12 protein-coding genes are annotated in these 14,295 nt (G+C 65.4%); 1 reads left to right on the top strand and 11 read right to left on the bottom strand.

What is annotated here, in order from left to right; all coding sequences use genetic code 11:
- Nucleotides 1-29 precede the first annotated feature (29 nt).
- The 11 genes from HOP51_RS04075 to HOP51_RS04025 form a co-directional block, all read right to left on the bottom strand.
- Complete coding sequence (locus HOP51_RS04075) at nt 30-1,847, bottom strand: complex I subunit 5 family protein (protein WP_234272684.1); 1,818 nt, start codon at nt 1,845-1,847, stop codon at nt 30-32.
- Nucleotides 1,844-3,349 (bottom strand): proton-conducting transporter transmembrane domain-containing protein, encoded by a 1,506-nt coding sequence (locus HOP51_RS04070; protein ID WP_234272683.1) that lies wholly within the window; start codon nt 3,347-3,349, stop codon nt 1,844-1,846. Before HOP51_RS04070 ends, HOP51_RS04075 begins: the two co-directional genes overlap by 4 nt.
- Entirely contained in the window at nt 3,346-4,839 is a 1,494-nt protein-coding gene (locus HOP51_RS04065) for a complex I subunit 5 family protein (protein ID WP_234272682.1), read from the bottom strand. The genes HOP51_RS04070 and HOP51_RS04065 overlap by 4 nt, the downstream gene beginning before the upstream one ends.
- A complete protein-coding gene (locus HOP51_RS04060) occupies nt 4,836-5,504 on the bottom strand; it encodes a hypothetical protein (RefSeq protein ID WP_234272681.1) in 669 nt (222 codons plus the stop codon). Before HOP51_RS04060 ends, HOP51_RS04065 begins: the two co-directional genes overlap by 4 nt.
- Before the next feature lie 14 nt (nt 5,505-5,518).
- Nucleotides 5,519-5,746 (bottom strand): hypothetical protein, encoded by a 228-nt coding sequence (locus HOP51_RS04055; protein ID WP_234272680.1) that lies wholly within the window; start codon nt 5,744-5,746, stop codon nt 5,519-5,521.
- A gap of 167 nt (nt 5,747-5,913) precedes the next feature.
- Entirely contained in the window at nt 5,914-6,846 is a 933-nt protein-coding gene (locus tag HOP51_RS04050) for a prenyltransferase (RefSeq protein ID WP_234272679.1), read from the bottom strand.
- A gap of 6 nt (nt 6,847-6,852) precedes the next feature.
- The gene (locus HOP51_RS04045; RefSeq protein WP_234272678.1) at nt 6,853-7,518 is read right to left on the bottom strand and encodes an alpha/beta hydrolase; all 666 of its coding nucleotides are present in this window, start codon (nt 7,516-7,518) and stop codon (nt 6,853-6,855) included.
- Nucleotides 7,519-7,629: 111 nt separating this feature from the next.
- Nucleotides 7,630-9,399, bottom strand: coding sequence for an SLC13 family permease (locus HOP51_RS04040; protein ID WP_234272677.1), 1,770 nt, complete (start codon nt 9,397-9,399; stop codon nt 7,630-7,632).
- 212 nt (nt 9,400-9,611) lie between these two features.
- On the bottom strand, nt 9,612-9,818 hold the full coding sequence (locus HOP51_RS04035; protein WP_010629501.1) for a cold-shock protein: 207 nt from the start codon (nt 9,816-9,818) through the stop codon (nt 9,612-9,614).
- A 215-nt stretch (nt 9,819-10,033) separates the two neighbouring features.
- Complete coding sequence (locus tag HOP51_RS04030) at nt 10,034-11,686, bottom strand: GMC family oxidoreductase (RefSeq protein ID WP_234272676.1); 1,653 nt, start codon at nt 11,684-11,686, stop codon at nt 10,034-10,036.
- A gap of 19 nt (nt 11,687-11,705) precedes the next feature.
- Entirely contained in the window at nt 11,706-13,217 is a 1,512-nt protein-coding gene (locus HOP51_RS04025; RefSeq protein ID WP_234272675.1) for a CoA-acylating methylmalonate-semialdehyde dehydrogenase, read from the bottom strand.
- A 171-nt stretch (nt 13,218-13,388) separates the two neighbouring features.
- Between HOP51_RS04025 and HOP51_RS04020 the strand changes: the two genes are divergently transcribed.
- Nucleotides 13,389-14,291: a LysR family transcriptional regulator gene (locus HOP51_RS04020; protein WP_234272674.1), complete on the top strand. Its 903-nt coding sequence runs from the start codon at nt 13,389-13,391 to the stop codon at nt 14,289-14,291.
- Nucleotides 14,292-14,295: the final 4 nt, after the last annotated feature.

The raw sequence follows: 14,295 nt of genomic DNA, 5'->3' as shown, positions 1-14,295 counted from the left end.
TAACGAGGAGCTGGCCCTGCTGGCTGGGCCTACCCGGGTCCAGCCAGCAGGAAACCGAGGAACAGCAGCACCGCCACCGCAACCATCAGCGGCACGGCCAGGCGGACGAAACCACGCTCGTAGCGGGTCAGCTCGTCGAGCCAGGCGATCGTTCGACGCTCCCGTCGCGCCAAAGCTGAGCGAATACCGAGCCTACGCACCTCCAGCGTGGCACCTAACCTGCCAAGCCTGGCCGCGATCCCACTCGCCAAGGAGGCATAGCCCCACCACAGGTCGCCCGGCCTCAGGCGGGCCGTGAAGCGCCATTCTCCTTGCCTGGCCTCACCTTGCCTGGCCTTCGCCGCAAGCAGCGTCAGGCCAGCCAGAACCAGCCCCAGCGCTACCGGCCACAGCAATCCAGGTAGGTCCTTCATGGGCGGCCAAGCAACGCCTTCACCGATGGGAAGCCAGAACGGCACCGCGGCCGCCGCCAACACGGCGAACAACCAGGATAGCGACATGGGCGAGCGCCAGGAGGTGGAGTCTTCGCCACGCTCCCGCCACTGCCGCCACAGCGTCCGGGTCATCAGCACGGTACTCCCCACCGCCGCCAGGCTGAGAAAGGTGACCAACGAGGTGTGACCGCCTGCGTAGAGGGCCTCCTTCATGGCGCCCTTGGCGATCAGCCCCGAGGCCAGCGCACCGCTCAGCGAGAAGGCCGGCAGCGCCAGCAGCAGCCAGATAAGCCAGATGGGCAGTCGCGGCGGGTGCTCGCTGATACCGACACCAAGGAACAGGGCGCCCTTGGTCATGCCGTGGTGACCGGCGAACAGCGCTACCGGCACCAGCAGTGCCGGCCACAGGGAAGGTGAACTCAGCCCCATGCCAACCATGCTGGCCAGCATGCCCAACTGGCTGACGCTGGAATAAGCCAGTACCGCCTTGGGATGGCGCTGAACCACGCCGAGTGCGGCGGCAACAAAGGCCCCGGCCAGCCCCAGCAGGGTCATCGCCTGGCCCAGGGGAGCCAGCCCCGCCTCGGGTACACCCAGCGGCAGCGTGCTCAGCCAGCCCAGCACGCCCGCCTTGACCATGACGCCGCTGAGCACGGCGCTGGCCGGCGTGGGCGCCACCGGATGAGCCAGCGGCAACCAGGCATGCAGCCCGATCACCCCTGCCTTGACCCCGAACCCCAGCCACAGCAAGGTGGCCATCCACAGCCCTTGCTCGGCCTCGGCAATGGTCGCACGCAGTTCCGTCAAGGTCATGGCCTCCGCACTGCCCGCCGACCACAGCAGTCCACCCAGAATCAGCGCCTCGCCGAAGAACGCCATGACCAGGTAGGAGAACCCGCCTAGCCGGGCATCACGATGCCCGGCATGCACCACCAGGCCATAGGCGGCCAGGGTCATGATGGCAAAGCCCAGGTAGAAGCTGGGGATGTCCTCGGCCACGATCAGCAAGAGATTGCCCACTAGCGTCAGCGGCCACAGCAGCGTGAACCCCACCAACCGACGAAAGCTCTCTCCGTCGCCGGCCTCGGCCCGGCGCTGCTCGCCGGCAAGATAGCCACGCGCGTAGCAGCCGGCCAGAAACCACAGCAAGGCGCTGAACGCCAGCCACGGCCGGCGCGCCTCATCGAGCTGCCACAGGCCACCCAGCAGCCAGCCCTCCATCGCCAGCGTCGCTTCCACCGTCCCCAAGGCCAACAGCAAAGCGGGCAGCGGTGCCGTCAACCACCATGCGTCGATCAGTTCCGGAAGCGGTCCGGCGCGACGTATACCGCCCTGCTCCATGGCCAGCCACATGCCGTTGCGCAGCATGATCAGCAGCGGCCAGAGCAACACCAGAGCCAGCCACACGCTCATGGCAAGTACTCCCCTGTCGCCATCAAGGTCGCCAGATCCAGCGGGCTGAAGGGCACTCCCGCCAGCAGCCCCACGAGAAGGCTGAACATCGCCGTGGCAGCAGTGGGCAGCAACAGCCAGGCACTGGTCTCGAAGCGGCCAAGGTTGCGCTCCTCGGGCCAGGAGCCGCGGCCGTGGGCCGGGCCTTGACGGAACCACACGCGATGCAGGATGGGCAGGAAATAGGCGGCATTGAGCAGGCTGCTGGTGACGATCACTACAATGACCCAGGGCATGCCCGCCTGCACCGCACCCATGCCCAGATACCACTTGGTGATAAAGCCAGCGACCGGCGGCAGGCCGATCATGCCCAGCGCCCCGATGGTGAAGGCCAGACTGGTTAGCGGCATACGCCGCCCGGCACCGTCGAGTTCATCGATGCGGTGGATACCAAGCTCCTCGGCATAGTTGCCGGCGCAGTAGAACAGCGTGACCTTCATCAGGCCCTGGTGCATCAGATGCACCAGTCCCGCAATGGTGCCGAATGGGCCGAACAGGCTGATACCGAGCACGATATAGGAGACCTGGCTGACCGTGGAGTAGGCCAACCGAGGCTTGAGCTCCTGTTGCGACAGGGCTTTCACCGAGCCGAACAGGATGGTGACCACGGCAATGGCGGTGAGCAGCGACAACAGCCCCAGCTCGTGGCTGAGCGAGATGCCGTAGACGTCGTAGACCAGGCGCACGATGCCGAACGCCCCCGCCTTGACCACCGCCACCGCATGCAGCAATGCACTGACCGGAGCCGGCGCCACCATCGCCCGTGGCAGCCACCCATGCAGCGGCACCAGCGCGGCCTTGACCCCAAGCCCCAGCAGAAACACCACGAACAGCACGGTGAGCATGGGATGGGCCTGCGGCCCAAGATCGGCCAGCACTTCACGCTGGCCGAAGGCCACGTCCCCCACCAGGGCGTGCTGCGCCACCACGCCAAGCAGCAGGACCAGACCGCCGGTCAGTGTATAGCGCAGGTAGACCGTGCCCGCCGCAAGCGCCTTGTCGTGGCCGCGGTGTACCACCAGGGGGTAGGTGGAGAGCGTGAGCAATTCGTAGAACAGCAGGAAGGTGAACAGATTGCCAGCCAGGGCAATGCCGATGGTGCTTGCTACGCAGAGGCTGAAGAAACCGAAGAAGCGCTTGCGGTTGGGCGAGTCCTCCAAATAGCCGATGGCATAAGTCGTGGTAGCCAGCCACAACAACGACGAGAGGCCAGCGAACATCAACCCCAGGGCATCGGCCTGGAGCAGGAAGCTGACGCCCTCCACCACGGTGAAACCGAAGGTAAAACGATGCCCCTGGTACAGCCCCCAGACCATTAGCGCGACCAACAGCAGCTTGAGCACGGCGGCAGAGAGGTTGACCACGGCCCGTGCCCGCGAGGCCCGTTCCGGCAAGGCGAAGATCAGCGGCGCCACCAGCAACGAGGTAGCCAGAGTGATCACCGGTAACCAGGCCTGGCTCATGCCCCACCTCCCGGTCCACGCAGCAGCGCCAAGGGCCATTCCGCGACCAGGCCCAGCAGTAGTGCCGCCAGTGCCAGCACCAGGGCGATCGTATCCATGCCCCAGGGAACCGGACGGAAGTCGAGCGTGGGCGCATCCTCGACGAAGGAGTAGCGGAACACACGGAACACATAGGCAGCGCTGAGCAGCGTGCCGATGGCCAGCACCGCCAGCCAGCCCCAGTGGTCGCCCGCCAGAGCGGCATGCAGCAGCAGCCACTTGGCCGTAAAGCCCATGCTTGGCGGCAGGCCGACCAGGCTGATCGCCGCAATGCCGAAGCTGAGCAGCGCAAGCGGGAAGCGCCGGCTGGCACCGGCGAGCCCCTCCACCCGGGACTCGCCAGTGGCCAGGATCAGGTTCCCCGTGGCGAAGAACATGGCCGCCTTGGCCAGGCCATGAGCGGCCAGTTGTAGCCAGGTACCATCCCAAGCCAGCGCGGCGACGGCCGGATCGCTGCCCACCAGCAGCGGAAACGCCAGCAGCAGATAACCCAGCTGCGAGACGGTGGACCAGGCCACCACGTCCTTGAGCTTTGCCGCGCGCCAGGCCATGAGGCCGCCCCAGACCACCGCGGCGCCCGCCATTACGCCAACCAGGGATGCCGCCACCGCGGCGGCAGGCACCAGCACCAGCCACAGCTGCAAAGCGATGAAGAAGGATGCCTTGATCACCAGACCCGCATGCAGCGCACTGATCGGGATCCAGGCCGAAGCGTGAACCGGTGCCAGCCAGGCATGCAGGGGAAAGGCCGCCGCCTTGAGCAGCAAGCCTGCGCTGAGCAGCGCCATGGCCACCCACAGCACGATACCCTCGTCAGCCACCTGAGCCAGGCCCGCCAGGTCCAGCCGGCCCCAGGCCCCCAGCAATAGCGCGACCCCAAGCAGAAAGGCCAGCGAACCCACCAGCGCCAGCAGCAGGTAGCGCAGCCCAGCTATCAAGGCGTCAGCCTTGCCCGGCAGCAGCAACAGTCCTACCGCGGTCAGCCCCATCAGCTCCAGGCCGATGTAGAGCAGCAGTAGATCGGCCGCCAGCCAGATCAACGAGAGGCTGGCAGCCAGCAGTCCCAGCAGCGGCCAGAACCAGGCCTGACTGCGTCGCGTGGCATGCACTACGTCGCGCAGATAGGTCGGCGCATAGAGCGCACTCACCAGCACGATCAGTTGGGTAAGCAGCAACAGCACGAGAACGAGGCCATTGACGCGCCAATGCAGCACGAGACTCCCTAACTCGAGCGTCCACGACTGGCTTGGCCCGCCAGCCACCGCTGCCGCCAGCCAGATCAGGGCCGACAGCGGCAACAGCCCCAGCAGGGCAACGGGCCAGCTACGCGCTGGTCGCAGCGCTCCCCCCAACAGCCCGAGCAACAGCGGCAGGCCGAGCATGGCGAGGAGCACCAGCGGGCCATTCAGATGACCGAAGTGGTCGCTTGCCAGGCCGAAGCGCTCGATCATGACACGCCGTCGCCTTTCGCCGGGATCACGTGGTGCGGCGGCGCCAAGCCCTCAAGACGCCGGATCAGCAACGCTCCCAGCGCCGTACCCAGCAGTGCCACCACCAGCCCGGTGCCTACCAGTCCCTGGCCGGCCACCACGGCCCCTTCTCCCGCCAGGGACATGAGGATCAGGAAAATGCCCGTACCGATGACGTTGAACGCCAATAATCGCCGCAGCAGGTGACGATGCAGGGCAAAGGCCCACAGTCCCAACCCGAGCAAGCCAAGGCCGGCGGGACGCAGCGCTCTCGTTGGGCTCACCCCCAGCGCGGAAAGAGCCAAGCCGAGCATGCCGAGAACCGCCAGCGCCGGCAGCAGCCGCGCCAGGGCACGCCACCACGTCAGGTCAACGGAGTCATGCCAGCGGGTGAAAAAGCCGCGGGGCCGCCGGAAGTGCAGCGTTGCCCCCAGGGCATGGAAGAGAAAGGCGCCAGTCAGGGCAGCCCCGAGCGTGGCCTCGAGCAGCGCCAGCCAGATCAGGCCCAACCGAGCCCAGGCCAACGCGACCATCAAGGCGAAGGCCACGAACCACGAGCAGGCCCGCATCAACTGGCGATCGAATAGCGTCAACGCTGCCAGTAGCAACAGGACGGCTACCAGCAGCATCTCCTGAAATGGCGGCATTGGGTCAGCGCGCCCTAGTGATGATTGCGGTTGACGACCTCTTCGATCATGGCCTCGAGCTCGTCGCTAGGACCTTTCTCCAGCATGGCCTGCGCTTCGTGATAGAGACAGAGAAAGCGCTTACAGGACGCACAGAATACCTTGTCGTCGGGGTTGTGCACCTTGGACACACGATAGAGGTGGCTACCACAGTTGGGGCAGGCCACCGGCAAGCGTAGCTCCTCGGAAATGTCGGGCGTCATCACAGTCTCCTTGTGGTAAAGGTCCAGCGCTGATTGGACCAGGTCGTATTCCAATACCTTGGGACCTATCCTGCCTGACTCAACCCGTGAGCGACAATCCTGGCAGGCGGTCTTCCCTTAGACTGTCAGAGTCCGAGCTTCTCTGCCACGTCGTCGCCCCCCCTGCCTCAGCCCGCCAGGAACAGACCCACGTTGAGCAGGGCCAAGCTACCCAGCAGCGTCGCGACGTTGAGCCCCATCAAGGGCAGTAGCTGCGCCTGTTCACCCCGCTCGACGTCCGCTGGCAGGCACCACAGGCCGCGGACCAGCCAGGCGACGGCCGGCAGCGCCAGCCACATCAGCCAGGCCGTGCCAGGCAGGGCACCTACCCACCAGGCTACCGGCACCACGGCGAAAGCCAGGCCCAGCAGTACGGCCACCAAGCGCGCCGCTCGACGCGGCCCCAGGCGAATCGCCAGGTGGTCGCGCCCTACCCGCCTGTCGGCATCGATATCGGGCAGTTGATTGATCAGCAGCAGTGCGCTGACCAGCAGCGTAGGGATCAGCGCAGCAGCTACCGCCGTGGCGGCCAGCGTCCCGGTCAGCGCTTGATAGGCGCCCAGCACCATCAGCAGGCCGAAGCCGGCTCCGGGGGCAAGCAGGCAGAGCCAGGGGCGACGCGTCAGCCAGCCGGTATAGGCCACCACCAGGCCGAGCCCCACCAGCCCATAGAACAACATCACCGGCCCAACCCGCCACAAGAACCAGACACCGATCAACATTATCCCCACCAGGCAGGCCCAGGCCGCCATCAGCACGGCCTGAGCAGCCTCGGGCCGCTCGGGCAGCGATCCACTGCCGCCGGAGAACGGAGTGCGCTCGGTCAACTCATCCAGGCCGGAGTGGAAGTCGTGGTGCTCGTTGAACAGGTTGACCGCGGCGTGGGCCAGCAGCGCACCGAGCAGCACCAACAACGCATCGAGAGACGAGAACGCATGGCCGTTGGCCCAGGCCGCGGCAATCGCCAGACCCGCGCACAGCGGTGCCAGGATCAGGAAGTTGGGCCGGCTGCTGCGCAGGCAGGCGCGAAGCGCAGCCGGCACCCCAGCAGACGTGTCCAAGCAGGTTCAACCCAGCCGGACGTTGAGCCAGGTAGCGATGTCACCGACCTGCTGCGGGCACACCGCATGCGCCATGGGGTAGGTCTGGTAGTGCACTGCATAGCCCAGCCCCTGTAGGCGTTGGTAGGCCGCTTTGCCCAGCGACTCATGAACCACGGGGTCGAAGGTACCGTGGTGAATCTCGATCGGCAGCTCGCGGTTGGCTTCGGCCAGGGTAATGGTGTCGGCGGTGGCGAAGTAGGTCGACATGGCCAGCAGCCCGCCCAGCGGGGCATCGAAGGAGAGCGCCGCCTGGTAGGCCACCGCCCCGCCCTGGGAGAAGCCGGCCAGGATGATGCGCCGGCTGTCGATGCCGTGGTCGATCTGCTCCTGTACCAGCGCCTGGATGCGCTCCGCGGAAGCCACCAGTTGCGCCGTATCGACGCGACGATCGAGGCTCATCTCATGGATGTCGTACCACGCCGGCATCACCATGCCGCCGTTGATAGTGACCGGCAGCCGCGGTGCATGGGGCAGGATGAAGCGCACGTCGAGCCCCGCTTTCAGCGGCAGTGCCGGCACCAAAGGCTCGAAGTCATGCCCATCGGCCCCCAGGCCGTGCAGGATGAAGACACAGGCATCGGCCGGACGGCCGCTCTTCGGCTCGATGATCAGTTCGCCGGGATGGCTCATGGCTGGCTTCCTTCGTCGCAATCGGCAAAGCCGACACCCTACCGCAAACCCATGTTCTCGGCGAGTGCGTCGCGATGGCTTCACCGGGAGAAGCGCAGGGGACGGCCTCGATCAGAACGGCCACACCAGCGGAATCAGTACCAACGCGACGACCGCCGTCAGCACGTTGAGCAGCCCGCCCACGCGCAGGAAGTCACTGAAGCGGTAGCCGCCGGGGCCGTGCACCATCAGATTGGTCTGGTAGCCGATGGGTGTGAGGAAACTGGCCGAGGCGGCGAACATCACCGCCACCACGAAGGGCATGGGATTGACGCCAAGACTCTCGGCACTGGCCATGACCACCGGGAAGGTGATCACCGCCGCCGCGTTGTTGGTGACGAGTTCGGTCAGCATCGCCACCAGCAGGTAGGTACCGATCAACAACAGCCAGGGATTGCCATCGGCCAGACCCAACGCCAGACCAGCCAGGGTGGCAGCCGCCCCGGAGCTCTCCAGTGCGGCGCCCAGGCCGAAGGAGGCGGCAATGGTCAGCAATACCTGGGTATCCAGCCCGCGCTTGGCCGCCCCCACCGAGCAGCAGCCGGTGGCAAGCGCCAGCACTGCCCCCAGCATGGCGGCGTTCAGCATGCTCATCACACCGAAGGTGGCCAGCGCCACGACACCCACCAGGATGCTCCAGGCCAGCCAGGCCTTCTCGTGGTTGGGTCGCGCCTGCCCGTTGACCTGGCTGATCAGCAGGAAGTCCCGCGACTGGCGATGACGCTCGATGAAGGGGGGACGTGCCTCCAGCAGCAGCACGTCGGCGGGCTGCAGGCGCACCTGCCCCAGGTTACCGGCCACCCGCTCGCCGCCCCGGCACACCGCCAGCACCGCAGCGCCATATAGCGTGCGGAAGTGGCCGTCACGAATGCGCTTGCCGACGAACTGGCATTGATCCGACACCACCGCCTCGACCAGGCGTCGTTCCTTGAACTCTTTTTCCAGGCTCGATTCGCCATGGTGCGATGGCACCAGGCCACGGATCTGCTGGAGTTCCACGGCGCCATCGGAGGTGCCGGCAAACACCAATCTATCGCGCCCCTTGAGGCGCTCCCCCGGCCCCACCACGCTGACCACGTTGCCGTCACGCTCGATCTCCACTAGGAACAGCTCCTGCAAGTGGCGCAGCCCCGCCTCCTCGACGGTGCGATCGACCAGTGGACCCGTGGGGTCGACCTCCATCTCGATGGTGTACTCGCGGGGATTCTCGAAGGCCGAGGCCGCACCACGACGTTGCGGTAGCAGGTGCGGCGCCACCAGGACCAGATAGAGTGTTCCAACCACGGCCACGGGAAGCCCCACCCAGGCCAGATCGAACAGCCGCATGGCAAGCTCCGGATAACGCTCCACCAGCAGGCCATGCACCACCAGGTTGGTGCTGGTACCGATCAAGGTGATGGTGCCACCCAGTATCGAGGCGAAGGAGAGCGGCATCAGCAGGCGGTGCGCAGGGAGTTGCAGGCGCCGGCTCCAGCTCAGCACCGCAGGGATATAGGTAGCGACGACCGGCGTGTTGTTGAGGAAGGCGCTGAGTGCGGCGACCGGCACCACCAGGCGGGTCAGGGCGCCGCCTTCACCGCGCGGTCGGCCGAGCACATGGCGAATGATGAGATCGATGCCGCCGGTCTCGCGAATGCTGGCCACCAGCACGTACATGAAGGCCACAGTGAACAGGCCGGTGCTGGAGAAGCCGCCCAGCGCCTGGGCCGGGTCGATGACCCCGAGGGTCAGCAGCAGGATGACCGCTCCCAGCAGCACGATATCGGGACCGAGGCGGGAGAAGGCCATCAGCGGGAAGACGGCAATGACGACGATAGAAGCGAGCCAGGCATCCAGCGGCATGGGAAAAGGTCCGTGCACAAGGGAACGTGAAGCTATTGTGCACTGCCGCCACTTATTCTAAAAAGTTATTTTTAGAAATTCCTAAATATCCAAAATGAATAAAAAGCAGGACGGGAGAAAATCCATATGCCGAACGCGAAGATACGAAAAAGGCCCGCCGAGGCGAGCCTTTTCTGGACTGCTTGCGCAATCACATCAGAGTCGGATGGCGATTAGCCGATGACCTTGATGTTGGAAGCCTGAAGGCCTTTCTTGCCCTGAGTGACGTCGAAGGAGACCTTCTGACCGTCCTGCAGAGTCTTGAAGCCGTCAGCTTGAATCTCGGAGAAGTGAGCGAACAGGTCGTCGCCATTGTCGTCCGGAGAAATGAAGCCGAAGCCCTTGGTGTCGTTGAACCACTTGACAGTACCGGTAGCCATTATCGAATTCCTCTAACAGCATGGATTTCCGGGAAATACCCGAGTTGCAGTGGGTAAAACAAGAAACTTTTCACCGGGAAATCGACGCCGTGAGCGTTTCGATGACCACTTGCGATGTTCGACTTGCTAACCAACTGCATGCATCTTGCTCTGTTCAGGCACCCACGTCAAATACTATTTTGCATAGATGACGTAATTCTTACCGACCACCCTTCTTACCTCCCCTCGAGGATCCAGCCCGCCGCTTTCTCGGCGATCATCAGCGTCGGCGAGTTGGTGTTACCGCTGGTGATGGTGGGCATGATGCTGGCGTCCACCACCCGCACCCCCTCGATGCCGCGCACCCGCAGATGCGAGTCCACCACCGCCATGGGATCGTCGTCGCGGCCCATCTTGGCCGTTCCGACCGGGTGGAAGATGGTAGTGCCGATGTCGCCCGCCAAACGAGCGAGATCCTCGTCGCTCTGGTACTGCACACCGGGCTTGACCTCCTCGGGGCGGTACTTGGCGAAGGCAGGCTGTTCGGCGATGCGCCGGGTAACCCGCAGCGAGTCCGCTGCCACCTTGCGATCCTCTTCGGTGCTGAGGTAGTTGGGCGCGATGGCCGGGGCCTGGCGCGGGTCACGACTCTTGATTCGGACGCTGCCGCGGCTGGTGGGGTTGAGGTTGCACACGCTGGCGGTGATCGCCGGGTAATCGTGCAGCGGCTGGCCGAACGCCTCCAGGCTCAGCGGCTGCACGTGGTACTCGATGTTGGGGTGTTCGTACTCGTCGCTGCTGCGGGTAAAGATGCACAACTGCGAGGGCGCCATGCTCATGGGTCCGGTGCGGCGCAGCAGGTATTCGACGCCGATGGCCGCCTTGCCCAGCCACGAGGCGGCCAGGGTGTTGAGCGTCCTGGCGCCGGCGACCTTGTAGACCGATCGAATCTGCAGGTGGTCCTGCAGGTTCTCGCCCACGCCGGGCAGCTCGCGCACCAATGGGATGCCATGCTCGGCCAGGAGTTCGGCCGGACCGATGCCGGAGAGCTGCAGCAATTGCGGCGAGCCGATGGCGCCGGCGGCCAGGATCACCTCTCGTTTCGCGTTTACCCGACCGATCGAGCCATTGCACTCGAACTCGACCCCGCTGGCACGGGGTTTGCCACTAGCGCCCTCTTCGAACAGCAGGCGGTGTACCTGGGTGGAGTGCCACAAGGTGAAATTGCTGCGTTTCTCGCAAACTGGACGCAGGAACGCCTTGGCCGCGTTCCAGCGCCAGCCCGAGCGCTGATTGACCTCGAAGTAGTCGACACCCTCGTTGTCGCCGCGGTTGAAGTCTCGTGTGCGCGGTATGCCCGCCTGCACCGCCGCTTCGGCGAAGTCATCGAGCACCTCCCATTTGAGGCGTTGCTTCTCGATTCGCCACTCACCGCCGTGGCCGTGATAGTCGCGGTGGGCGGTATCGGCATCGCCGCCCTCGTCCAGGCGGTAGTGATCTTCGTGCTTAATGAAATCCGGCAGGCAGTTCTCCCAGCGCCAGTCGTCGTCGCCCACCAGCTCGGCCCAGCCGTCGTAGTCGCGGGCCTGGCCGCGCAGGTAGAGCATGCCGTTGATGCTGGAGCAGCCGCCCAGGGTCTTGCCGCGCGGGTAGATCAGCGAGCGGCCGTTGAGCCCCTTATCGGGCTCGGTCTTGAAGCACCAGTCGGTGCGTGGGTTGTTGATGCAGTAGAGGTAGCCCACCGGGATGTGTACCCAGTGGTAGTTGTCACGGCCGCCCGCCTCGATCAGCAGCACCCGGTTGGCCGGGTCGGCGCTGAGGCGGTTGGCCAGCAGGCAGCCGGCGGTGCCGGCGCCCACCACGATGTAGTCGAATTCCTGTTCTGCCATGGGGGCTCTCCCGTCCCACTCACTTATGGGTCGGCATGGCGAACTCGGCGCCCGCGTTTATGGAGTCCGACCAGCGCTGCATGATCGACTTCTGCTTGGTGTAGAAGCGCACGCCCTCCTCTCCATAAGCGTGGGTGTCACCGAACAGCGAGCGCTTCCAGCCACCGAAGCCGTGCCACGCCATGGGCACCGGGATCGGCACATTGATACCGACCATGCCGACCTGGATACGGCGGCCGAACTCGCGCGCCACGCTGCCGCTCTCGGTGAAGCAGCTCACGCCGTTGCCAAACTCATGGTCGTTGATCAGTTGGATGGCAGTGGCGATGTCGGGCACCCGCACGCAGGCCAGCACCGGGCCGAAGATCTCTTCCTTATAGATAGTCATCTCTGGAGTGACGTGGTCGAACAGCGAGCCACCCATCCAGAAGCCTTCGCTGCAACCGTCGCCTGTCGTGGTGGCGTCGAACTCGCGGCCGTCGACCACCAACTCGGCGCCCTCGGCTACGCCCTTCTCGATATAGCCGGTGATGCGCTGGTGAGCCTGGGCGGTGACGATGGGGCCCATCTCGGCGTCGAGTTCGAGGCCGTTCTTGACCTTCAGCGCCCTGGCACGCTCGGCCAGGCGTGGGACGATCTTGTCGGCCACGTCGCCCATCAGCACCGCCACGCTGATCGCCATGCAGCGTTCGCCGGCACTGCCGTAGGCGGCGCCGATCAGGGCATCGACGGCCTTGTCGAGGTCGGCGTCGGGCATGACGACCATATGGTTTTTGGCACCGCCCAGGGCCTGCACGCGCTTGCCGTGGCGCGCGCCGTTCTCGTAGATCAGGTTGGCGATGGGCGTGGAGCCGACGAAGGAGAGCGCCTGCACGTCGGGGTGCTCGATCAGCGCTTCGACGGACTCCTTATCGCCCTGCACCACGTTGAACACACCGTCCGGCAGGCCGGACTGCTTGAGCAGGTCGGCGATCAGCAGCGAGGCGCTGGGATCGGTGGGGCTCGGCTTGAGGATGAAAGTATTGCCGGCAGCGATGGCCACGGGGAACATCCACATCGGCACCATGGCCGGGAAGTTGAACGGGGTGATGCCGGCCACTACGCCGAGCGGCTGGCGTACGGTCCAGTTGTCGATGCCGCCGCTCACCTGCTCGGTGTAATCGCCCTTGAGCAGTTGCGGAATGCCGCAGGCGAACTCGACGATGTCGATGCCGCGGGCCACCTCGCCCTGAGCGTCAGTGAAGACCTTGCCATGCTCGAGTGTGATGGCACGGGCCAGTTCGTCCTTGTGGGCATTGAGCAGTTCGAGGAACTTGAACAGCACTCGCGCACGACGAATCGGCGGCGTGTCGGCCCAGGCCGGAAAGGCGGTCTTGGCGGCGGCCACGGCGGTAGCGACATCGGCGCGGGAGGCCAGCGCCACCTGCCCCGAGACCTGGCCGGTGGCAGGGTTGAAAACGTCCTGTTGGCGGCTCGACTCGCCGGCCATCATTTGCCCATTGATATAATGCGCGATCGTGTTCTGAGTCATGGTTCCACCATCTTGTCGTTGGCTGCATGCGTGTCATGGCGCATCATCCTTCGCGTGCGTCGACCTGGCGCATGATTGTGACTATGTAGCCTACCGCGCCGAGGGCAGGGATCAATTGAGAAATCCAAAAGGCAGTTATAAGCTCTGCTTATATTCCTAGCGATAGCCGCCATGCACGATCTTCCCACTCTGCGCGCCTTCGTCACCGTGGCCCGAGAAGGCAGCGTTTCCCGCGCCGCCGAGCGCCTGCACCTGACCCAGCCGGCAGTTAGCCTCAAGCTCAAGCACCTGCAAGAGACGCTGGGGCTGACGCTGTTTCGCCGCCGCCCCCAGGGCCTGGCGCTAACTGCCGACGGTCATGCCCTGCTGCCCGCGGCGGAGCGGGCACTGGCTGCCATGGCCACCTTCGAACAGAGCGCCCTTGCCCTGCACAGCACCCTCCGTGGCAGGCTGCGCATCGGCACCATCGTCGACCCCGAGTTCATTCGCCTGGGCGCCTTTCTACACCGCCTGGTGGAACGCGCCCCGCAGCTCGAGACCGAGCTGCAGCACGGCATGAGTGGCAGCGTGCTGGAATGGGTTCGCCGTGACGCGCTGGATGTGGGCTTTTTCCTCGCGCCGCCCGGTGAAGGCCCCGGGCCGGAAGCGCCGGAGATCGCTCACCGCGAACTGACCCATTTTCACTACCACGTGGTGGCGCCACCTGGCTGGGGAAGCCGTGTAGCCGGTGCCGGCTGGGCGAGTCTGGCCACCCTGCCGTGGATCGTCACGCCGACCCTATCTGCCCATCACCGGTTGCTGCACGGTGTACTCGACCCGCTCGGCGTCACCCCCAAGGGCGTGGCCCAGGTGGATCAGGAAGCGTGCATGCTCGACCTGGTACGCGCCGGCGTGGGACTCAGCCTGGCCCGCGATGCGCTGGCCATGGCCGAGCGCCAGGAGCGCGGCCTGGTGGTGGTCGATGAGGTTCGCCTGCCCTGTGCGCTGTGCTTCGTGTGGCGGCGCGAACGCAGCGAGGAGCCTGCCATTGCCGCGGCGCTGGAAGTGCTGGAGGGAGTGTGGGGGACGAACTGAACGC

The organism is Billgrantia zhangzhouensis, from assembly GCF_021404465.1.
GTDB lineage: Bacteria > Pseudomonadota > Gammaproteobacteria > Pseudomonadales > Halomonadaceae > Halomonas > Halomonas zhangzhouensis.
This window is presented reverse-complemented; position numbering and strand designations above follow the sequence as displayed.

Excerpts from the sequence above, each read along its gene's own strand:
- HOP51_RS04070 (WP_234272683.1), bottom strand. The coding sequence starts at position 3,349 with ATGAGCCAGGCCTGGTTACCGGTGATCACTCTGGCTACCTCGTTGCTG.
- HOP51_RS04030 (WP_234272676.1), bottom strand. The coding sequence starts at position 11,686 with ATGGCAGAACAGGAATTCGACTACATCGTGGTGGGCGCCGGCACCGCC.
- HOP51_RS04060 (WP_234272681.1), bottom strand. The coding sequence starts at position 5,504 with ATGCCGCCATTTCAGGAGATGCTGCTGGTAGCCGTCCTGTTGCTACTG.
- HOP51_RS04065 (WP_234272682.1), bottom strand. The coding sequence starts at position 4,839 with ATGATCGAGCGCTTCGGCCTGGCAAGCGACCACTTCGGTCATCTGAAT.
- HOP51_RS04025 (WP_234272675.1), bottom strand. The coding sequence starts at position 13,217 with ATGACTCAGAACACGATCGCGCATTATATCAATGGGCAAATGATGGCC.
- HOP51_RS04075 (WP_234272684.1), bottom strand. The coding sequence starts at position 1,847 with ATGAGCGTGTGGCTGGCTCTGGTGTTGCTCTGGCCGCTGCTGATCATG.
- HOP51_RS04045 (WP_234272678.1), bottom strand. The coding sequence starts at position 7,518 with ATGAGCCATCCCGGCGAACTGATCATCGAGCCGAAGAGCGGCCGTCCG.
- HOP51_RS04035 (WP_010629501.1), bottom strand. The coding sequence starts at position 9,818 with ATGGCTACCGGTACTGTCAAGTGGTTCAACGACACCAAGGGCTTCGGC.
- HOP51_RS04055 (WP_234272680.1), bottom strand. The coding sequence starts at position 5,746 with ATGACGCCCGACATTTCCGAGGAGCTACGCTTGCCGGTGGCCTGCCCC.
- HOP51_RS04020 (WP_234272674.1), top strand. The coding sequence starts at position 13,389 with ATGCACGATCTTCCCACTCTGCGCGCCTTCGTCACCGTGGCCCGAGAA.
- HOP51_RS04040 (WP_234272677.1), bottom strand. The coding sequence starts at position 9,399 with ATGCCGCTGGATGCCTGGCTCGCTTCTATCGTCGTCATTGCCGTCTTC.